The following is a 22,548-nucleotide window of genomic DNA, read 5'->3' on the forward strand; positions in this document are numbered from 1 at the left end:
AACTGCTACTACAATAAATATAAACTATATTTAGAGTACATATATTCTTATGTATATAGAATTAGCTAAGTGTGAATTTAGCAACTGAGCAATCTATTAATTAATTCTAAACCATATTAAATTCTATTCATAAATATAATTGTAAAGCATTTCAATCTTATGCCTCATGGTTATATAGCAATAATCCTTACTACATTAGCGAATATATCCCCAATAAAATCAACGATACAATGAGCTGTAGAAGTGATTTAAATATACTCACACTATTTCACTCTTCTATATCATCCCATTTTCCCATTAATACATTTACAATTCCTTTTTTAGTAATGCATTAATTCCTATGTTGACTAATTTATTATTATCTAATCATTAATATGAAAAATCCCTTACTAATCTAATATGCATTTTATCCCTTTACTCATATAATTTTATTTGAGATTTTTTTCTTTTAGTACTTGATTAATTCTCTCGTTAACTATTGCTGCAGCAACATATCCTAATCCTCTTGCATAAGCTAATTCTGCTTGTCTAACAACGCGTTTCCCAATTTTTGTGTCCTTCAGGCTTTTTTTATCTTTATTCATCTATGAATCCTCCTATAGACCGCTTATTTCATTACATACCTTATCTATTAATTGATATGGTACACTACTTTTTAGCTGAGGGGAAGCATTTAATCTTGCCTTAGACAAGGTACTTCCTACTCTCATTGCATCTAATGCAGCAGGAGATATTAGCATATCAGTCGCAACTTGACCCAACTTAGGTGTCATTTTTCCTTGTAGGCCCTTTTTAAAGCTATTTTTCATAAATTTTTTCCCATATGCACTTTGGGCTGTATATTTACGTGCAGCACTAATAGCTGGCTGCATTAAAGCATGTGGTTCTACCATCCCAACCCCCCCTAATATACCCATGTTTGTGACATGATGTCGAAGCTTTTTCTCTTCTGATTCTGGTATAGATAATTTCATTAAAGCATCCTTTAATTTCCCATCATCTTTTCCCTCCGCATAATGTATTAAGGTATTAATATATGGAGTTTTATCTAATTCTTGCTTCTGAATATCTGTTAAACTTGAAAATTGTTCTTTAACTTGCTCCCTAAATATCTTTAAAGCTTCTGTCTGTACATGCTCAGGCAGACCTTGTAGTCTATGGCCAACACTCTGTCCCATTTCATACTCAACAAGGCTTTCTGGACCTATACCATACTCCATAAAATCTTTTACGGTGTGTTGTAACTTCTGGCCTTTACGCCCCATATCAACACCCGCTCCAAACGTTGCTGCTAAAGCCTTCTGACCAGTTTTTGTACTTTTAACTGCCTTCATCGCTAAATTAGGTGCTATATGAATGGCTGCTGCTGTCCCTAGTAAACTCAACATAATTATTCACACAAAACAGCCGTACTAACACCAAATTTTCCATCCGCTAATACTGATCTTGCTTTTCCTTTCCATCCTCCACCAAAAATTTTTTTATAAATTTTTTCGATATAGAACATTATGTCTATAGAATGTACATGTATAGGAATTTGAACATCATGATCTTCTTCTAATAACATGTCTACTTTAGGATTATTAATACTTGTACTATTCATCATACTAATATAACTACTCTCTAATTTAATAGGACTCTTTCTATGAATCGTATCAATTCTTTTAATTCTATTTTGTCTCCACTTATCGGCAGCACCTACGACCATTGATTCGATTATATTTTCATAGACTGTTTCTTTATAAGACTGATTACTCGCTAAATATAGATTTGACAGCTTAGATCTTCCTTTCCATAAATTAATCTAGTAAAACAATACCTCTACAACCAATGAAAACTTTTAAAACTATGTATAACATTTTTATTTTTTATCCACTCTTTTTTCAAAGCCTCCTACCCTATTTTTCTACATAATTAATTATTATCTTGGCGCAATTCTTTACTAATTTTTCAATATACTTTTTGAGCTCCAGCTGCATGGTTTGCCATACTTTTAACCAAATGATTTCTTGCATTTTGCATGTTTGATAGGTCTACTTGCATCATAGCCACTTGTGATTCAGATTGTTTGAATCCCCCCCCAAATTGACTTTTTTTACTATCTATTGCTCCTATCGTTGCATCTAGTTTATTAAATATCTTTGGTACAGTCCTGATAGCCTTGATAGTATTAACTGTTATAGCAGCACCTGGAATAAGAGATAAAGCCGCTTTCGATAAGATAGTTTTGCCTAAAGCTACAGAGGCAGAGTCCCCAGCTTTCATACGAGAATATGTACCATAAGCAATACCACCTATTCTTCCTGCCTTTTTAAACTTTCTTACCACCACGTTATTTCGAAGTCCATGATTTGTATCAGAACCTCCTTGAACACTAGACATTTTTATCAACCTCCATACCAATCTTTTATGTAAAACAACTACGCTGTTACGCACTATTTAAAAAATTAGAATTGTTCACTCCCCAAATAATAACGATGACTTTTTATACTTTATGGGATAGCCTATACTGCCTACAAAACGTACTTTGTCTATCTACGAGGTAGTTCCACACTCCCTAATAATCCTTCTTTATTTAAATAGCACAAAAAGGAGATACTCAGCTCAATCCTCCTGTCAATACCCAACGGTCCTGTGTGAGGTGGTGCAGTATCTCCACATTCTAATTGTACTAATTTTCTTCATATATCTACATTCGCATACAAGAGCATAAAAAAAAACTGGACGCTATTCAGCATCCAGTTCTAGTTGTTTTTTCACTTTTTCAATTAATTCCTGCTCTTCTTGCTCTATTTTAATCGCTTTCTCAAGCAATCTTCTAATCTCATATGGATGATCACTTGTTTTAATCTTATCGAAGTGTTCACGTATTAGGTGATCATCTTTTCTGATTCGTGCAACTAATTTTTCTGCTGCCATTATTCTGTCTCCGCAACCTCTTCTTCTCCAAACACAGGTTCTACAAATTCCATGAACACTTCGCTTTGTTCTTTTTCATCAGTTAAAGCTATGCAACCATACATATAATAACCTAATACGTTGCTAAATTGTGCGACATCAAGTACTTCAAATCCACGCTTCTTACGTTCAGTAAATTCTTGTTTAAGTGCCTCTGAGAATAATGCCGATCCCCCACCAGAAAGAAGAATAGTTTGTACACGGTTTGTCTCGTTACCCCATGCATCTAGAATATCCTTTGCAATAATTTTAGCAACTGTTTTTACACACTCTCCAACTTCTTCAGAAACATCATGCGCTTCAACATATTCTACTTTTCCCGTCAATACAGCATTGTCTAAGTCTTCCTCTTCCGCTTGATATTCAGTGTATCCTAGCTTATCAAACTTAATTGTTAAAACCTTGCGCAGTCGCTTGTACACATCATTCACTGCAACCGTTGAATTACTTGTAATAGAATCCTCCATAATTACACCATCACGGAATAATGCATAATCTGTTGTAAAATGTCCACAGTCAATAATACCAATAAAGTTTTTTGCATTCTCACTTGGAACTAAAAATTCTTCTTGACTAAAAGTAAACTGATTGTATGTAACAGCACCTTCTGGTTGACGCATGATTTCTAAACCAATTACATTAATTGTTTTTTTAATTTCATTTCCACCATTTACAGGGAATGTAATTGTGAATGGTTTATTTAAGAATTCTTCTAAATTATCTTTAATTGATAATTCAAAGTCTTTATTTGGTAACCCTGTTACTAGAAATACATCATATTCTCCTGACTCATGAGGAACAGCCATTCCTAGTCCTGTTTGAAATAATACTTTACTAAATACATCATTTGCTCTATCTCTAACTACTGTACGTTTTGTAGTTGTATTCGGAACTTTTAAAGCTAATTGACCAACAGTAAATGTGCCTTCTTCTGTTACCACTACTAGATTTTCAAGATCAACCTCTTTTGAACCTACAATTTTATTGGACGTTTTATATTTTCCAGGTACTACCGCACTTGGAAGCGCTGTTAAGTATGGGTGTACATTTGATATGTATTTTGTTGCCCCAAACCCTACATCTAAACCAACTAAAACAGGTTGATTTTTCTTTGTCTTCCTACTTACTAATTGAGTTTTCATTTTATATAGCCTCCAGAACATTGTCTTTTATATACTTATACCTAATGTATACATTGTGCACAAAAAGTATTAAATGTACACTTTGTTTCCTATGTGCAATATTACTACATTATGGACAAACTGACAATATATTTCGTCCTTGCTATTTAGACAAGAACATACAAAAAAAGCACCAGTATAAACCAGTGCTTTTTCTTGTGTTATAAACTCTTACAATGCGGAAATTGATATACGATTTTTGACCATCTAAAACAATTACAATAAAGTGCAGGGATTGAGCGTGATACTCCACACCCTAAAAGATATGAAGTGAAAAGGAGATGTTACAACAATTCATATCTTTTAGGATAAGGAGGATAAACTCTTTAACAATTGCAAAACTACTATGCCTGTATTATAGGTTAATAAAACCGCTATCACTCCAACTGTTCTATGTGCTCAGTAGTTGGAATTGCACCAACACCATAAATGACTGCATGCTTACATCATTCGCTCTACTTATTAAGCTATACCAAACATGTTGTAGAGAGAATATCATTCCTCGATACCACTCTACAATACGGAAAAAGATTAAAGAAGTTACTAGTAATTGGGGGATCGTGACAAGATTCGAACTTGTAACCTCGACTGTAAATAATCGCAGATAAATTACAGTCGTGCTATATCCCTTTTCAGCTACACGATCATATGGTGGACCTTGTAGGGTTCGAACCTACGACCTGACGGTTATGAGCCATCTGCTCTGACCAGCTGAGCTAAAGGTCCAAATTTTCCTATTTTCGTTTACAAAAAACTATTTATGTATATCCTAAAGTGGATATCCTTTAATCATTAAAATCTCTAACTTGTTTGGAACAAAATCCCCAAATTAATTCAGATAATTATCATACTAAAATATGATAGGATAAGTATAAAAAGATTTTTTTATCTTATTTATCGTGGGACATCTTAAGTAAAAACCGTGAAACAAAATAATTATAAGTTTTCGTTTCAGTGCAATTTACGGTTATTTTTTGGAATGGGCCGATGGGATTGAACCGTCGATAAGAGAATAATTATAGTCTCTTGTATTACCGCTACACTCCCCCACATAATGGTGCAAAAATGCACCAAAACTATAAATGATTCTTTTTAAAGAAGTTAAACATATTGCAGTACACGGGGCTAATTAATTATTATATCAAGTTTATAGCTAAAGTTACGAACGCCCCTTGAGATAAATATACCACACTTTGTAATGCCTTGCAATATTTTAAAACTAATAAAAAATCCTTTAAAATACATTTTTTTATGTTATATATCCCAATTACATATCCTTTATTATATAAAACTGTTCTTTCTATACCTCTTATGGATAAGGATATATCGTACTCATATTAGATTTTTATAAGCGTATGATTCTTTCAATTTTACTTGTATCAGATATCTTTGCTGTGTTATTACATCCAAATTACACAAATTTTCTCGTATAAATTTATCTGGATCCTCTTTAAAATTAGAGATAAACACGAAACTGAGATAATGTAATGCCATTCAATAAAGTGATTAGAATTAAAAAACATGCAGTAAACAAAAATCAAAAAAGGACAAGAGATACCTATCAGTTCTATGTCTACCTTAGAATACCTTACCACTAAAAAATTCTAAAAGAAAAGTATACTACTTCTATTATAAAAGGACATGTAAGGTATCACTAAGATATGTGTGCTTTTTATTGCATACTATTAGAAAATCCAATATTTTAATCGTCATATGACAGCTTCTACTTAGCTACTTCTAATATTCCCATTTACAATTTTAATAATAAATAGCTTTATATTTTTTATTAATATATTTTATATTTACTATTTATTATAAAAATGTTTTTTTATCATCGTAATAACATGTCCCAACATTAATCCAACTAAAACACAATGTTTCCTAAAATTGTTAATGTGAATATTAATCAAATGTATGTTAGTTGCTCCTACAAACTACAAGTAAAGCCCACTCTCCTTATATACTCTATCTAATCCTTTTTCTTATTGTCGCAATAAAAATTTCAAGAAACCTAACACAAGCCATACTCATTTCAAACCTTAGTACTTGAAACAGTGTTTAAAATATGAAATATTCGAATCAACAAAATGCCCTTCACGAACATATGCTACTTTATATTTTCGTATATAGTTAAAAACTCATTTATGTATGGAGCTTGTCTTTCATTAATTATTTGTATTCAATATCTTTTAAATAACAAGGATATGTAGTTTGTATGTATAATAAGTGTAAATAGATCGTTCACTACAAGGAGTGATATCAATGAAAGAAAATGTGAAGCAAGAATTAGATCAATTAGTTGGTAAAATACGTGAATCTACATCATCTGTTAGAAAAATTATTCTTTTTGGTAGTCATGCCTATGGAACGCCAACACAAGATAGTGATTTTGATTTATGTGTTGTGGTTGATGGTGTTGGAAAACGTAAAAGAGAAGTTTCTAAAAATATAAAACACAATATTTACGATGTTTTAAATACACCCGTTGATTTACTTATTTATGGTCCAGATGAGTTTAATGAACGTGCTTCTAGAAATGTCACAATGGAATATAAAATTGCAGAAGAAGGGAAAATTCTATATGAAAAACATTGAAGATACTAAAGAGTGGTTTACTATCGCTAAATCTGATTTAGATTCAGCAAATTTCCTGACAAATATGAAGCCTTTTCCATCATCTATTATTTGTTATCATTGCCAACAATGTGTTGAAAAACTATTAAAAGGATTCATTGCTTTTAATGGTGGTAATATACAGAAAACACATAGCCTTTTAAAGTTAAATAAGATATGTGCTGAATATGACCCCACATTTGATACATTACTATCAGAATGTGTTGATCTTGATGATTATGCTACGAATGTTCGTTATCCATTTTTTGAAGAATTATTAGCAGAAGACGCCTTAGTTGCTATTAAAAATGCTAAGACAGTGTTTAGCTTCTTAATAGAAAAATTACAAGGTGCTGGTGTTGAAGAAAATATTATTAAAAGTATCACACCAGCTTTTGAAATTAAATAAGACGAATAAAAAGAAAGAGCACTTAAATGTGGGCTCTTTCTTTTTATTCAAATTCAACTATTTATCATGTTTATACTTTCTATTTTTTATGAAAATAGAAAGTATAAAGTATAAAGTATTTTAAGTATAAATGTTTAGTATTTTATACAAAAATAAACTTAAAATTCCAAAACGCATTAGATAGTTATGATAGTTATGATGGTTATGATGGTATTTCCAAAATAAATATCTGTTGAATCTTTGATACGGGCACATACACTTGTTTTTAGCACTTCTTGTAGGGTGATTACATGTCTAAGTGAAATATTATTTGTTCATATAATACTTTATAACTAACCTTCAACCCATGACTTTTGATACTTCCCTTAAATGTATAGCAATTTTAAAAGGAAAACTGGCGGATTTTTACTTGCTAAAAAAGAGCAGACCCGTCCCATCGTGCCATCTAGAATGAAGCACATGGTGTATATATACTTATCAACTTGAAATATAACACCGCCAAGCCACAAAATGTTATCTGTTGGTGTCACATGTTTGTTTGCAATTTTGGAACAAGAATATTTTTTTGGAGGATTATATTCCAAAAGTGTGAACAAACTTTTTCATGAAAGGTTAAACCTTACAAAAAAATTATTGTAAGAAAAACACATCTCATTATTATTATAGACCATTTAAACCTGGGGAAAATCTACCTTACCCTAAAAATGTCACAAAATGTTCAATATTTTAATCGGATTATTTTTATACATTTTATATTTATTATGAAAATACAAAGTATAAACACTTATTCATAGAAAATACATTTTGAATTTATTTATTTATCTTATTATCCATTTAATAAGATAAATAATTAACCATAATTCGAAATTATATAAATTATCCCCCTTAAATACACCTAGGATTTAATATATAATATCTGAGATATTCATGATTTAATCTGCCGGACATATTTAAAACAACAAATTCTTTCTTAATAATCCCATATTCTATTGTTATATTGATTTTCCGTGTTCTCATTGAATAAATTAGACAGAATCAACTAACTTTTTGTAGTTCTCTTGATATTGCAATTCATTTTAAAGTTTCTTTTTTAGTAACCATCGGTTAAAAGATTATACCTATTGAAGTGTTATAGAGCATAATATATATTTTATGATTTATTTCATGTATAATTAGTTCTATATAATTAGTAACCTTCTTGGAAAGGAGTGATTACATGATTCAAGTTCGTGAACAGTATGGAAATATCTATGTAAAGATATTAGATACACAAGAAACATTTGATTATACATTAGAAAAAATCCGTTTTATTGAAGGACGAATATTCAATTCCAAAACTGGTGAATGGATGTTCAGAAAAGAATCAATCGGTGATTTACTATTACATTTTAGTAATCAAATTATATGGGATCAGCCTTTAAAAGAGCTTATTAAAGACTGTGATATGAATCATGAGCTTGTCAATAAACATCTTTCTTGGGAGGAAGATGATAATGATTTCAAGACATGGTCATTGAAACCCTATCCATACCAAAAAGTAGGATCACATTATTTAGCCGACAGAGGAAGAGCTGCTATATTTGATGGCGTAGGACTTGGTAAAAAAATCTATAATTTGTTCTTATCATGTGGTATAACGCCAGCATGAACATGTTAAAAAATACCAGTTAGAACATTCCACCATAAATTCTTCTAACATAGTAGAGAAAAATAGAACCTCTTTATACTAAAGTGTAAAGTCTGAAATATCCTAACAAAATAGGACAAAATGCATCTTATGAAATTAGATATTTAGGTACTACACAGGTACCATCACTATTGAATCGTTTATCTACTGATGCAATAGTATATCCTCTACGTAAATATGAAAAGTACTAACAAATTATAGATATTGCCGTTCATCCAAGAAATTGAATGAATTATAAGTGCGGAATTAAGCGGAGAAGCCCTCCCTCTATACGACAGGGCAATCCGAACCGAAGGCTATGGAAACCATGGTCAGGGGCAGAGCATAGCGGGTGAAAAGATATAATCCCGCCACGAGGCCGCACCACCTTACCGTGTAATGACGAAGGTGAAAAGATATGCCGAGCTAGTCTATAATGGACTAGAAGTAAGGATAATAAACCTTACGATAACATGACTGAAAACGCCTCAAATTATAGGAGCCTGTCAAATATTATTTAATAGAAATAAAGCTCGGCGTGCACTAATTGTTACTTTAAATTCATTGAAAAGACAATGGACTAAGGAAATATATAAGTTTACCGGCGAAGAAGCAATAGCTGTATACGGCAGCCCTGCCAAGCGTAAGAAATCCATTAAAGGTTTTGCATCTCGTTCTGATATTAGATACTTAGTGGTGAATTACGAAACATTAAGAAACCCTCAATATATGAAGCTTATCAAAGAAATCCCATTTGATATTGTAGCTTTAGATGAAGCACAAAAAATCAAATCAGGTGTTACAGATAAGTATTTAAATATTGAACCTTCGTTAAATGCAAAAGCTTGCTATGAATTGAAACATATTCCTTATCGTTTTATCGCAACTGCCACACCAGTACAATCTAAAGCTGAAGAGATATGGAGTTTATTTAGTTTTATTAATGATGACATACTTGGCTCCTGGGAAGTATTCCGTGAACGTTACTGTAAATACACTACACGTTTTGGTATTACTGGCAGTTTTAATTTAGGCGAACTTTATTATAGAATCGCTCCTAATTTCATACGAAGAACAAAAGAAATGCCTGAAATTCAACAACAGCTTCCAAAAGTACAACACTCTCACGTCTTCTTAGAAATGACTGATGCTCAAGAACGTATTCAGAAACATTTATTAATAAAGATAGAGGAAGTAAAAGATTCATTGCGTTCTTTTGGATCTGGTACTAAAGTTATTAACGGGAATCTTATGAACGTACAACAAGCAAAAGAATATTACGATGGAATCATCCAAGGTTTACAAACATTCTTAATTGAATCTTGTGATACTCCACAATTATTGGTACATGAAGAAGCTTCGCAAATGTCTCATAAAGTAATTTCAGAGCTAGGTCTTTCTTCTAAGGAGATAGAAAAATCACCAAAATTAGAGCAATTAAAAACCTTTACAAAGCAATTATTAAATGACGAACCTAATTCTAAGGTAGTTATCTTTACTGAATATGAGCGTATGGCCCGCATTATATATGAGTCCCTACCCCAATCAGTTCTATACACTGGACAGATATCTGATAGGGAAAAAAATACTGTAATTGAAAGATTCCGTGAGGATCCTCATACTCGATTTTTCATAAGCACGCGTGCCGGAAGTACCGGCCTAAACTTGCAGGTTGCTAACTATATGGTTCATTTTGATTTGCCCTATACCGCAACTGAATTAGAACAACGTAACGGACGCATCGATCGTACCGGCAATAATTTTAGTAATATTACAATGTATTACTACATTATGAGTGATTCTTATGATGAGCATATGCTACAGCTATTATTCAAAAAATCAGAATTAGCAAAAGAGATTCTAACTGGTGGAATAAATAACATATCTAAAAATCAAGATGTTAACTCACTTGCTATGGATCGTTTGTTACAAAAAAAAGCTGCATCACAACAAACAAAGGTTTCAGGTTAATCCTGTGCCTTTGTTTGTTGATTAGCTTTAGTTCATTCAAAAAACGAGAGACAACAACCTTATGTATGATTGGACTAAGTAAAAAAATTAAAACCATACGATAGCAAGTTCATCCATATATTAAAGAAATAAAAAAACTTAAAAATCCGTTCAGAAATATAAATATCGACAAATTCCCTCAATTGTTTACACAATTTAATTTTATATTTGATGATTACATTGTTGCTAGTTTTAAAACAAAACTAGCTCCTAAATTCTTTTTTCACTTAAGTTGTCACATTCATCGCTGGCATTACTATTACATTAATTAAATTTAATAAGTGAACTACAATACAACTAACACTAGCTCATCAGGAATATAAAAGATTAAATTTATATCCTCGATGAACTAGTGCTAGGAATGCATAACCAAATAAATTTCACTGTATACTATCAATTTTGGAAATGGTATCATTTCCAAAATTGATACCATTTCTTTTCATTACTCGCTGCAAACATCTGCTTCACTTCCTGTAACTCTCGTATAACAGTCATAACAGCTTTATCACGATCATTGATTTGTTGTTTTTCTGCAGAATTCGAATGATCCAGCATTTTTTGTTGTGACTCCATTAAACCCGTTAACTTAGTTATTTGTTCATTTTGATTCTGTAAGTGTTTTTGCTGTAACTCTACAGTATCTTTTAATTCTCTTAATAATACCTTTAAATCCTCAGTATCAGGAGTTATAACAGTCATATCCGCATTCTTAACTGTCAATCCCTCTTCTTTTAAGAGCTGTTTACAAGCCTCTTCCAATGTAACTTGTGGCATATTTTTTAATTCTACTAACCTTTGTAACAAACTAATATCGTAGTCATCAAAGATAATTCGTTCTCTTTCATCCCTTTTAAAGGCATAACAGTTATAACTCTCGATTAGCAAATAATATTTTTTCACTGTAGATGGTGATACTTTTAATCTTTTAGCAACTTGGGATACATTTTCATAAATTATAGGAATCATAATAGTCATAACCTCCTTTTTATTTCTATATTCGTTACAACTGTTATAACTCCTCTATCTTAGCATGTTAAATAGACTCATGTTAAATCAATTCTTCTTTTACCATGCCCTAATTCTACATAGATTATATTTATGACATCTACTACTTGCTTATAAACTCTCCTAAATCCTTGATTACCCCCATAATTTGCATATTTTACTTGTTTATGATTTTTTAATATATAAACTAACATTTCCTCCAAATATTTTAATGCACATAAATTCCTTAATTTTTAAAACAGTATTCATTAGATTTAAATGCTCTGGAGTCAAATGAATTACTTATTCTGCACGAACTGCCAAATATAACTGTTGATTAAATAAATTCTGGATATGAATAGGAGATGCTTTCTATTCATATCCTTGCATCCTTCAGGCTCATAGATCGATTCACAAAGACTTTTATACCTTGACCATGTTTGTTTATAGTCTTTCTTCTTTGAACACCAGCTTACAGTCCCTTTCTAAAGATTTAAGCTTGTCTATGTATTACCATTTGTAACTTTCTCAATCCCATTTCAATATTGTTCTCTACACAAACAATTTCAATCAAAACAAACAGGCATGTTTCACTTTAAGTTGCGCTGCCAATGCACCGTACTTCATAAGGTGTCAATCCTTTATTCCATATGTATCTGTAAACCTCAAATTTAAGCCTAAGCCTGTCGCTCCATATTTAGCGTGGAGAGCAACCGTTATATCCACGTTTAATTACTTAGCGAAGACAATTGTCTTCGCTAAGGCGCGGCCATGGCCGCGCCTTCCTCATACCTCTCGGTCTCCACTCCTTTACCATATTTTTTGAATTCCAAAACACATTCATTGTCATGATCTCCATCCAAATAAATGATTATATATAAAAAGAGCCATTTCGCAATCAGAATCATAGACACATACCAGTGTCTAAGTCTGAACCGCGAAACGGCCCTTGAATGTTTGACAGAAGTTAAAAAGAAAATTGAATCTATATTTAAATTAACATAAACTAAACGTACATTCAAATAATTCTAAAAATCAACAAGACATATACTGGCTTATCATATAATAAGAAGTTCTCACGTACTACACCTATTCATTTTATAAATAATATGAGTAGGGGAGATAAATTATATTTGTATCAAAAACATTTACTTCTATTCATCGGTAATTAAATTGTAATGCCTAAAATGAACAAAATAAAAATCATGATATTAAAGTAATAAGTAATTCAACAAGAATTTAGCGGTACTGATGTATATGATAAAAAGAAAATATAAATAAAATGAAAGTATCTAATTTTAATTCCATTAGCTATCGAGCATTATATATTTTAAACAAAAAAGATATATCGGAACTTACAGAAGAATTATTCTGATAGGTAAAAAAATAATTACTTTTGTTCTTGAATTAAATCGATCAGTATTTTTCATTATATTCAATTGTAAATATTTTCATCTTCTATTTATCACTTGTAATTAAAAAATAGCAACTATCCTCGTTAAGAAGAGCATTACAACAACACCATACCGATGTTGTAATGCATTACAAATTTTATTGACGTATTGTCTTTTTTAGTATATCGTGGAAAACGTACAGTAAGAACCTAGGGAAAAAGTGATGTACTCTTTACTCTTATAATTAATTAAGGAATTAATTTAATATGTATGATGTTTCGGAAATTTAAATACGTTGTGTGTATAGAATATAATTCAATTTTACACACTGAAAAAATTAAAGAGGGAAACTAAAATACTTAACTGAACTTTTAATAGATATAAATGAAAGAATTAATTAATAAAATTGATTCTAAAAAATTTATTAAGAATGAGGTATCAGTTCAATATGTCTTTAACTATAAAAATTTCGATTTTAAACAACTAGTACAATCACTGAATAGAATAAAACTTCTCAATAAAGACTTTACTTAATGAACAAAAAAATAACTGTTGTGAAGTTAAAATAAATTTTGAATACACCCTTTTAAAAACAGAAAACAAATTACAAAACTTAGGTGATCAATTATGAGTAGAACAAAAGAAGAAAGTATTTTAAATGCAATTATTAAAAGTACGGTTAAAGCTAGTGGTGAATCTGAAGATAGAATCGAAGAATTATCTTCTTATATGATCACATATATCAACACAGGAGCTCAATATGGCATGTCTGCTGAAGGATTTGTACGTTGGTATATAGAACAAGGTAAAGATTTTTAATATAAAAAAGAAAGCAATATATGCATATTTAGAATGAATATTGAAAATGAAAAGCTATTTTTAAGAGATATGATACAACATTATTATCATATCTCCCATAAAAATTCTCTCTACTTTAATAAAACAAAGGAGTTTTACGTGGAACAGATAATACGATTACAGAGCAAACAAAAAGCCGCTCTTAGTCAAATTGAATACTTAGAAAATAAATATATTGAAATAAACAAACAAATTAGTGAACTAGAAAAAAGACAAAAGGAACATGATTATAACTTACATGAATTATATTTCCAAAAGGGAAAAATTTATGCTGATTTAGAATTAATGAGACGTGTGCCAAAATATGAAGATTAATTCTCTACGGAGAATGTTTTTGAGAATAAATATATTAAAGGAGTTTTACATAATGAAAACAGTCCATAAAGTTAATAAAACATTTTTCCATGTTCTAATTAATCCATTAGGAAATGGTGATTCATATATTATTGAATCTGAAATCCTAAACATTCAGAATAACCTAGTACAAGCAAAATTCTTATTTGATGTTTTTGAAAATACAACTATGCACTATACACTTGAATTACAACCATCTATTATACACAATACACCCGAAGAAGCCTTTAAATTTTTATTAAGTAACCATTTTGATAAGTTGACTGACGGTAACCTATGGTTATTTGCAACAAGCTTTAGGGGGGGCGTAGAAATAAACTTCAAAGAAATGGTAGCTATGGTCAAAAGCATCCCTGGATTAGAACAAATCGATTTAGAAACGATGTTAGATGAGATAAAATCCAAGTCTATTGAACCCAAAGAAGATGCACAACAAATATGTGATTCATTAAAAACGAAACAAGGCAACACACAATATAATTCAGATTCTAGCGAACAAAAAATATATTCCGCTGCTCAATTATTAGATCTACCATTAGGAGAGATAGCACTTGGCGTATCTGGTCCATTAAAAGATTCTTGTGTGACAAAAAATGAAAATGGTCATTTTATGCTTTTTGATAAAGCTTTCCAAAATACCTATCCATTACATTTTGGAACTGATGTACTTCAATCTCATTTTGTAATTATGCAAAGGAATAAAAAATTTAAAAGAGCTACCTTAAGAGATGCATTAGCTTGTTACAAAGATGGCGGTAAAATAAAAATTAGCTACAAAAATACAGAACGATTTATCAAGCATGGAGATAGCTTATATGAAAGCATCTTCCATACAATAGGAAGCGAACAAACGATAGTTAATAATAATAGCATTATGTTTTCTTTAGATGAACTATTATCGGCCCAATTTTATATTTTAAGTGAATAGGCAAGAGATTCAAATTCTTGCCTTTTTACCTGTATAAATCTACTTTGTAGATATTAGATACTATTTAAAGAAAACTTCTTATAAGAATAGCACGTACCAATCTAATCCACAGTACAGCGCCAGATTGATTAAAAAAATAAACTGGAATAAGAGTATATAAGTTTAGGGAATACTATAACAATAAATATCAGCTATAGAATCATTACACGGTTATAATCATTTAAATATTGCATAGTTCTTAGAACATACATGGAATTTTTTTAAAACATACTAAAAACTATGTACAAGTGAAAAAATATCACCAAATTCGCAAAGCTTTACTACATTGATTCTAATTATTTTTTTATTGAATCTACAAATTGATAAATCTATTTCAGAGTATTATTCTTGATAAACGCCCCTTAATGTAATGCCTTGCAAATATTATTTTAGTATGCTAAACTTAGGGAAAGACATAGATTACACAAGAAAATAGAAACCTGATAAAGCATATTGGAAAACACACGAGTTTTTATTTAGTTTTTACTACATTATCCTAAATAACTATAACTATTCATTCTTTTTGATTAAATTTAAAAATATCATCGTGCTAAACAATCTTCTCGTTAATATTTTAGTATATAAACACATTATTTCACAAAATCCAGTACAGGGACTATTTTATGTATTACACGATATATACCAAAACAAGAAGGGATTGACCTAAACATGGATGTTCAAAAATTAAAGAAATACGTTATACACTCCTCCGAATTATTCTATATAGATAGATTATCTAGAAATAGAGCCATTATAGCTAAGAAAATGATTGATAACTTTGTTAGCACTATTTATGTTTCAGTTCCACACAAAATAGTACAAAACCATATGCGATACTTACATATTAAAGAATATAATATCTTTAAAGACTTAATAACCATAATTTTAAGATTGATAGATTTAAAAAAGGTATGTGAATTGTCTATGGGTACTTTTACACTCAATACGAAAGATTTAAAGGAACTTATTAAATGAGAAATATCTTAGTTTTTCCTGACGGTACTGAACAAGACTTTTTGTATCCTGATAATCGAGTTATTTTTGTAGGCGAAAAGCTACAAGTCCAAATGCAATGCAATTCAGTTCATATATTAGAAATATATAACATTCAACATACAGATAAAATAATTTATTACCACTTAAAATACTAAATCTGATCCAATCTATGGGATATTTTTGAATATAATATAATTTATTATGATGGAGGTACTTACAATGCATAACAGTTATAACGGTTATAACAACTTCAATCAACAACAAAATAATTACCAAACTCGACCTAATGGTAATTTCTCAAGTCAACAACAAAATAATAGTGGATATAGAAATAATGGTGCAGATAATCATGTCAAAATACAGGTAGTTGCGCGTTTAGTAAAGGACCCTGAATCCAAACCTGTAAATAACTCAAAAGTTGCCAGCTCAAAAGTTGTTATAAATCATCGTGGTGGTGAGAAAGCAGATTTTTGGTTTATAGAAGTTTGGGGAAATGAGAATTCAGATGGTTATTATAAATTTCTACTAAACCATTGCCCAAAAGGGCGCAAAGTATTTATTGAAGGTATTCCTGAATTGCGACAAACGAAAAACACTGACGGAACATACACTTATTATCCAACCATTAAAGTTACAAATCTTATCGGATTAGATGGTGGAAATTTAGATAATCAACAACCCACAGGTCAATTTAAACAACAAACTCAAGGTGTAGACTTTCAACCACAACATAGTGGCTTCCAACCCAATCATCAAAATTATGTTGCAAACCAAACTAGACAACAGCCACAACAAGGAGGGGGCCTATCAAATATTCCTATTCATTCAGGATTCTTACCCCAGCAACAAACTTCAGTACGAGTAGGTGCTCCAGCTAGTATACAAGGAAATATCGGATTTCCTGCAATTGCACAACAATAATGAACTATAGAGAATGGATCTTTTTTATGATATTAAACATTTATTTATTAGCCGGAGTAATTTAATTGAAGGTTCAAGCAGAAATAGTGAAATCCAAACATAGTATGATATCTACTCATTTTGTACCATTTTTTTATGATAGTTAACCATACATACTATAATGTTAAAAAATTAAAGTATTTAGTTAGCCCTGATACCAATTATATTAAAATTTATAAGAGTGGTGATAAATAATGTCAAGAAATAGATTAAATCCAACACATTCATTAGGACAATTTATTTATGGGATATACGATTATCATCATGATCGTGGTATGCCTCAAAAAACAGCTAAGGCTCGTATGATTGATAATACTCTAGAAGCATGTTTTAAAATTATAAAAAGAGAAGAAGAGATTCCAGATCAAATGCTTGTACTAATGGCTCAATGGATTTCACGTGTTCTAAATGATCGAGGTACTTTTATTACAAAAGAAGTAACAGCTAAGCAGATAGAAGATGAAACAGCATTCAAGGCATTAAAAGATTTAAAAGATGTAAAGAATGCATTAGATATATTTATTCAGAACTACACAGGTTGGAACAATACAAAAAATAATGAAAACAACTACATGGAAAGTCGCAATAAGTGAAAAATGTAATGAGTAACCTAGATATCTTAACTATTTTAAATAAAAAATCGGATTCCATCACTATCCTTACTTTTGATGGTGATAGCATTATTAAAATTCAATCTATATCTACAAGGATTCCTTTATTGGTTAAATATACAAATTATATTTAACCAATATGAACATCATCTATTGAGTAAAACTGTAATTTGTTTAATCCCTATTGAGCATTGTATTAGATCGCATAAAAAATCTGATAATTCAACCAAATGATTATTTGTTCTAAATATTTGCAGCCTTGTTTTATGAACAAGGCTGCAAAAGGGCAGTACAGTATAAAGGAGTTCTTAATATGAATACACTAAAAGTAGATTATACAATGAAACAGACAGCAAGAATATTAGGTGTACATAGGGATACACTGATGTATTGGGAAACAAATCATCTAATTCCTATAGCACGAAGAAATCCAAAAAATAATTATCGCATATACACTATTGAAGAGATTATAAAGATAGCTAATATTAGAGGAATAGATGTTGTAAATAATGAAGTAATTGAGAAAAAATATAGACAAATATAATTATAAGATTTTATATTGTACATTTTCCCATCAAATGTTATTTATCTATTTAAACCTGTATCGTTATACTAACAGGAGATATTTAAATATACAGCAAAATATAACGATTTTTAGAGCATTTGCTAGTATCTTTCATCATTCTTCAAAAAACTAAACGCTGATAGAAGTAAAATTATTGATATTATGTTATATTAATTATTGTTATCGACTTTATGTGTAGTACATTACATATTTAAAAGATATACACGAGGAAAAAGGAGATGTTTTAAAGAATGATGAATATTGACGAGGTATTATCAATGCTAACAGAAAATGAAAAAAAAATTTTTAATTATATTAAAGCTACAGCCGGTAAGCAAGGCGGTTCGGTAAAAGCATCTATGAGCAAAATGGGAGAAGCTACAGGACTTAGTGAAGCTACTGCACACAGAGCGATTAAGAAATTGCGTAAGTTAGGTATTATCGGTATTGTTCCATCATTAGAAAAAGCTGAATCCAATGAAATTGTATACTATGGTTCTTCTGTTGATGAATCTCAACAAATTATGGATATTATGAAACAAGCTGGTCAATTAACATCTGGATTAAATAGGCTTGAATCCGTATTAAAAGGAAAAGAAGAATCACTTGAAAAAGTTCAAAGGGAGAAGGCTCAATTAGAACAGCAAATTGAGAAATTACAAAAAGAGTTAGCTGCTGTTCGTGCGCAACAGTCTGGAATAGATTCAAATAAAATCATTTCAAGTCAGCCATTAGGTGATGGAACAACCGCTTATATAGTTAAAGACTAAGAAAGGGTTGTGAGTGTTTTAATGTGGGCTAATATGAAAGATCAAAATGATACTATCGTTGAAAAAGTTTTTACTTTTTTTCAAAATGATCAACCATCTAGTTTAGAAGGGAAGAAAATCATTGAAATATTATCTCAGCAGATCTCAGCTAATCCTGGGTCTGCTGAAGATATTATAGATAAACTCGCAATTAAATTTGCTGATAAACTTGAAATATTATGTGATCATTATGAATAAACGTTATTTTTATCCTTTTAAATTGCTTTTTAAATTCATTATTAATAATATACAGTTATAACAATTACACGGAAAGATTTTATCATTAAACGCTCGAAATGAACGTTGTCTGCTTGAAATTTATTAATTTTTATATAAAATTATTACATATTAATAAAAAACTTATAATGGATCCAGCGAGAAAAGAAAAGGATAGTCAATGAATAAAAGATTATCTAACAAAAAGTATACACTTTATTGAAAGTGTATACTTTTTGTGATTTCCATTTAAAATTTCCAGACTATTTATACTCAATTATACTTTTTGCAGAAAAATATAATTGAGTATAATGCTTTATTGTAGTACGTTACAAAAACCAAAAATAAAACTAGATTTTTCAGATTGAATTCTTGAAGAATTATTTTAATGATGATTACTATAATCTGGGCCATGAACTTGCATAACATTACGAACATTACCTGACGCTGTATTATCTAACTCAAGGATACGGATAACCCTAAATTACTATTTTCAATGCCTTTATATTAAACCAACCGGAATGCATTTCTTTACATATTGTAAATCATAATTAAAAATAATTTGATTCCCAGTGACACAAGGTTTGAAAGTCCTACATCACTGATGAATTTTATATCCTGATAAAGGACCTTTAAAAATTCAATTTAACTAAAGCATAGTAAAAAATAGAAAAGAAATATAAAAGAGCAATCCTACGATATACAAAGACGTATATCCCATGTAAGAAAATAAATAAATTAAATGATTAGGAGTACAAAACAGAATGAAGCAAATACTACAAGAAATAAAAAAAGTACCTATCGAAATATATCCTTTTTTCGAAGCACCTAATAGATATAAGTCACTAAGTCTTATGGATGGGAACGAACAATTTATTATTATTGGTACTAAAGGATATTCAGATCAAGTTGAAAGTATTGCAAAAAATGTAGGATTTACTTACCAAATGATACAATTTAATGGTGCAGATCAAAATGAACTAAAATCTATCGCTATTACATATTACAAATAAGAAAGGAAGAGTTTAGGGACATAACACTATCAACTGTTGAACAAACAAATTTAAATACATTTAAGATACTAAATGCCCAACAATATGAGGCAGTGAACGTACTTATGGTCCTATTTTAACTTTAACAGGATGGGAAGTAGTAAAAAGTTCTTCACAACTCGTAGATATCAAACGGGGGCATGCAATTGACTCAATAAAAATTATGACAATTGATGTATCAAAAGAATTAGCGTTTCCTATTATATTTTAGTTGGTATAAAGTGATATTCTCTTCTCGGAAAATCCCAGGAGAAAAGCAAGAGAATTAGATATACAGCCCAAAGAATAAAATAAGATGGCATACAAATGAGGTATAATCCTTCACGATTTCTTGAAGAAATACCAGAAAAATATGGAGAAATTCACATACTTTCTCCATATTTTTTTGTTTTTTTAAGAGTTTCTTGCATTCTTTAACACATACGGATTATTATGATTGTAAGGAACTTTTTTCTTAAAGGAGATGTTTTATATGGCTAGACCATTGCAAAATAAAGTGAATCGTGATGAATTATATAAAGAGGTTGTCAGAGAAATAGAATTGTCCCCTAATGGAGAAGCTGAGATATCCTCTTCAAATTTAGCTGATAAATTTGGGGTTCAAGGTCCCACAATGGACTATCACTTAAGTGTTTTAGTTAAAGATGGCTCTCTACTTCTTTTAAATAGAAGAGGCAAATATAATAAAAAAATATTTACATTACCTTCAACTAACGTATCAGCAGAAAAGAAAGATACTAATCAAACAAATATTCATATTCCATTTAAATCTAAGAAATCAGAAGAAAAATTTCAAGAATTTATTCAAAACCACTTAAAGAATAAAGAGAGTTCTACTGAATCAAAGATGAGTGAAATTCATCCAGCTGATAAAGATAAACAAGAAGTTCTAATATCTGAATCAGATTTAGTTACAGATATAAATAATGTTTTTACTACTAAACAAACTAGCGAGGAAAAAGAAAGTAAAAAAGTTAATGATTTACAAGAAATTAAACAGATTATACCTGATAATGCAATCAATACTACTAATTTTCAAGTAAAAGAACTAACATTAGATGAAAAAATAGAACAATTCCTAAATAAAACGAATCAAGTTCATACTGCTGAAAAGTTATTGAGTCATCAAGATAAAGAAATTATTTCAGTTATGAATGAAACGATTCAACAAAATATTGTTTATTTAAAAGATTTATCTGAGCAATTAACTACTGTTGAAAATAAGCAGCTGATTCAACATTTAATTGATGATCGTAACAGAATGAATAAAGAAGTAGAAAAACTGCAGAGAGAACTAGAAGAGACTAGAAAACAATCTCAACAAAATTTAGAAAAATACGAAATAGATCCAAATAGAGTACGCTTTATGCAACAAATGATTTTTGATACATTAGATAACTATGTAAATCAACCTAACCATGCATTAGCATTAGGAAGAACTAATTTTAGAAATAAAATATCAAAAGAGATTAACGATTTAGTTAAATATACTTTACATTTAGAAAAATAAGTATTAAAGAGCTTTGAGTATTATTCTCGAGCTCTTTATTATATTTAAAAAATGTAAAGTACATATATTAGTTTCCTCTTTAAAAAGTTTTAAATCCAATAGATATCAAGTGACACGCACTGCCTTTAATATTACAGATGGAAAATATAAAAATAAATGTGGGACTACATAATATCATTATAACTCCCTGAAATACTAAAGATAATATAAATGAACGTCTATCAATTACTTGCGAGCTACCTTTTTCCAATAAACCCCTACGAAAATTTTATATTTGCAAATTCAATAATAGCTAATAAGTATTAAAATTCTTAAACCTAATTATATAATGATTAGCCAGACATTATTTTATCCCTATTAACTTTTGATTAAAAAGGATAAAACAAGTACATATAAAAATACTGATTTCCGATTCACTTTCATCTATAAATATAA

The 22,548-nt window shown here is 30.1% G+C and carries 21 protein-coding genes and 1 tRNA gene; 14 read left to right on the forward strand and 8 right to left on the reverse strand.

Annotated features, from left to right (window positions below):
- Positions 1-428: 428 nt before the first annotated feature.
- The 7 genes from MR160_RS03495 to MR160_RS03525 all read right to left on the reverse strand — a co-directional run bounded on the left by MR160_RS03495 (position 429) and on the right by MR160_RS03525 (position 4,865).
- Entirely contained in the window at positions 429-584 is a 156-nt protein-coding gene (locus tag MR160_RS03495; protein ID WP_012614828.1) for a hypothetical protein, read from the reverse strand.
- A 12-nt stretch (positions 585-596) separates the two neighbouring features.
- A complete protein-coding gene (locus MR160_RS03500) occupies positions 597-1,388 on the reverse strand; it encodes a hypothetical protein (RefSeq protein WP_000949931.1) in 792 nt (263 codons plus the stop codon).
- A gap of 2 nt (positions 1,389-1,390) precedes the next feature.
- Positions 1,391-1,708: a hypothetical protein gene (locus MR160_RS03505; protein WP_058839281.1), complete on the reverse strand. Its 318-nt coding sequence runs from the start codon at positions 1,706-1,708 to the stop codon at positions 1,391-1,393.
- A gap of 242 nt (positions 1,709-1,950) precedes the next feature.
- Positions 1,951-2,382, reverse strand: a complete 432-nt coding sequence (locus tag MR160_RS03510) for a hypothetical protein (RefSeq protein WP_242297060.1) — start codon at positions 2,380-2,382, stop codon at positions 1,951-1,953.
- 345 nt (positions 2,383-2,727) lie between these two features.
- Positions 2,728-2,919, reverse strand: coding sequence for a hypothetical protein (locus MR160_RS03515; protein WP_000718622.1), 192 nt, complete (start codon positions 2,917-2,919; stop codon positions 2,728-2,730).
- Positions 2,919-4,100 (reverse strand): ParM/StbA family protein, encoded by a 1,182-nt coding sequence (locus MR160_RS03520; protein WP_058839282.1) that lies wholly within the window; start codon positions 4,098-4,100, stop codon positions 2,919-2,921. The genes MR160_RS03515 and MR160_RS03520 overlap by 1 nt, the downstream gene beginning before the upstream one ends.
- 688 nt (positions 4,101-4,788) lie before the next feature.
- Positions 4,789-4,865 (reverse strand) — tRNA-Ile (locus MR160_RS03525).
- A 1,536-nt stretch (positions 4,866-6,401) separates the two neighbouring features.
- On the opposite strand from MR160_RS03525, the gene MR160_RS03530 reads away from it, so the two are divergent.
- The 4 genes from MR160_RS03530 to MR160_RS03545 all read left to right on the forward strand — a co-directional run bounded on the left by MR160_RS03530 (position 6,402) and on the right by MR160_RS03545 (position 10,798).
- Entirely contained in the window at positions 6,402-6,734 is a 333-nt protein-coding gene (locus tag MR160_RS03530; protein WP_000662515.1) for a nucleotidyltransferase domain-containing protein, read from the forward strand.
- Positions 6,721-7,161 carry a HEPN domain-containing protein gene (locus MR160_RS03535; protein ID WP_000789090.1) on the forward strand — a complete coding sequence of 147 codons (441 nt, stop codon included), beginning with the start codon at positions 6,721-6,723 and terminating at the stop codon, positions 7,159-7,161. The genes MR160_RS03530 and MR160_RS03535 overlap by 14 nt, the downstream gene beginning before the upstream one ends.
- Positions 7,162-8,377: 1,216 nt before the next feature.
- Positions 8,378-8,809: a hypothetical protein gene (locus MR160_RS03540; protein WP_000616908.1), complete on the forward strand. Its 432-nt coding sequence runs from the start codon at positions 8,378-8,380 to the stop codon at positions 8,807-8,809.
- Positions 8,810-9,319: 510 nt separating this feature from the next.
- A complete protein-coding gene (locus MR160_RS03545) occupies positions 9,320-10,798 on the forward strand; it encodes a DEAD/DEAH box helicase (RefSeq protein WP_338142099.1) in 1,479 nt (492 codons plus the stop codon).
- A 450-nt stretch (positions 10,799-11,248) separates the two neighbouring features.
- Here the strand turns inward: MR160_RS03545 and MR160_RS03550 are convergent, their stop codons facing one another.
- Positions 11,249-11,803 carry a DUF3967 domain-containing protein gene (locus MR160_RS03550; protein ID WP_000612291.1) on the reverse strand — a complete coding sequence of 185 codons (555 nt, stop codon included), beginning with the start codon at positions 11,801-11,803 and terminating at the stop codon, positions 11,249-11,251.
- A gap of 2,039 nt (positions 11,804-13,842) precedes the next feature.
- Between MR160_RS03550 and MR160_RS03555 the strand changes: the two genes are divergently transcribed.
- The 10 genes from MR160_RS03555 (at position 13,843) to MR160_RS03600 (ending at position 22,113) form a co-directional block, all read left to right on the forward strand.
- The gene (locus MR160_RS03555) at positions 13,843-14,034 is read left to right on the forward strand and encodes a hypothetical protein (protein WP_000091719.1); all 192 of its coding nucleotides are present in this window, start codon (positions 13,843-13,845) and stop codon (positions 14,032-14,034) included.
- Between the two features lie 138 nt (positions 14,035-14,172).
- Positions 14,173-14,388, forward strand: a complete 216-nt coding sequence (locus tag MR160_RS03560) for a hypothetical protein (protein WP_058839220.1) — start codon at positions 14,173-14,175, stop codon at positions 14,386-14,388.
- 52 nt (positions 14,389-14,440) lie between these two features.
- On the forward strand, positions 14,441-15,355 hold the full coding sequence (locus MR160_RS03565; protein WP_058839221.1) for a hypothetical protein: 915 nt from the start codon (positions 14,441-14,443) through the stop codon (positions 15,353-15,355).
- A 1,254-nt stretch (positions 15,356-16,609) separates the two neighbouring features.
- The gene (locus tag MR160_RS03570; protein ID WP_058839223.1) at positions 16,610-17,311 is read left to right on the forward strand and encodes a single-stranded DNA-binding protein; all 702 of its coding nucleotides are present in this window, start codon (positions 16,610-16,612) and stop codon (positions 17,309-17,311) included.
- A 233-nt stretch (positions 17,312-17,544) separates the two neighbouring features.
- The gene (locus MR160_RS03575; protein ID WP_000089357.1) at positions 17,545-17,943 is read left to right on the forward strand and encodes a hypothetical protein; all 399 of its coding nucleotides are present in this window, start codon (positions 17,545-17,547) and stop codon (positions 17,941-17,943) included.
- A 331-nt stretch (positions 17,944-18,274) separates the two neighbouring features.
- Entirely contained in the window at positions 18,275-18,505 is a 231-nt protein-coding gene (locus tag MR160_RS03580; protein WP_001094255.1) for a MerR family transcriptional regulator, read from the forward strand.
- A gap of 272 nt (positions 18,506-18,777) precedes the next feature.
- Entirely contained in the window at positions 18,778-19,296 is a 519-nt protein-coding gene (locus MR160_RS03585; RefSeq protein WP_000980976.1) for a helix-turn-helix domain-containing protein, read from the forward strand.
- Positions 19,297-19,329: 33 nt separating this feature from the next.
- A complete protein-coding gene (locus MR160_RS03590) occupies positions 19,330-19,533 on the forward strand; it encodes a hypothetical protein (protein WP_231740123.1) in 204 nt (67 codons plus the stop codon).
- A gap of 782 nt (positions 19,534-20,315) precedes the next feature.
- The gene (locus MR160_RS03595) at positions 20,316-20,564 is read left to right on the forward strand and encodes a hypothetical protein (RefSeq protein WP_000809628.1); all 249 of its coding nucleotides are present in this window, start codon (positions 20,316-20,318) and stop codon (positions 20,562-20,564) included.
- A 511-nt stretch (positions 20,565-21,075) separates the two neighbouring features.
- The gene (locus MR160_RS03600; protein WP_012614838.1) at positions 21,076-22,113 is read left to right on the forward strand and encodes a helix-turn-helix transcriptional regulator; all 1,038 of its coding nucleotides are present in this window, start codon (positions 21,076-21,078) and stop codon (positions 22,111-22,113) included.
- The last annotated feature ends 435 nt before the right edge of the window (positions 22,114-22,548 follow it).

It is taken from the genome of Bacillus cereus group sp. BfR-BA-01382 (genome assembly GCF_022663475.1).
Classification (GTDB): Bacteria; Bacillota; Bacilli; order Bacillales; family Bacillaceae_G; genus Bacillus_A; species Bacillus_A thuringiensis_S.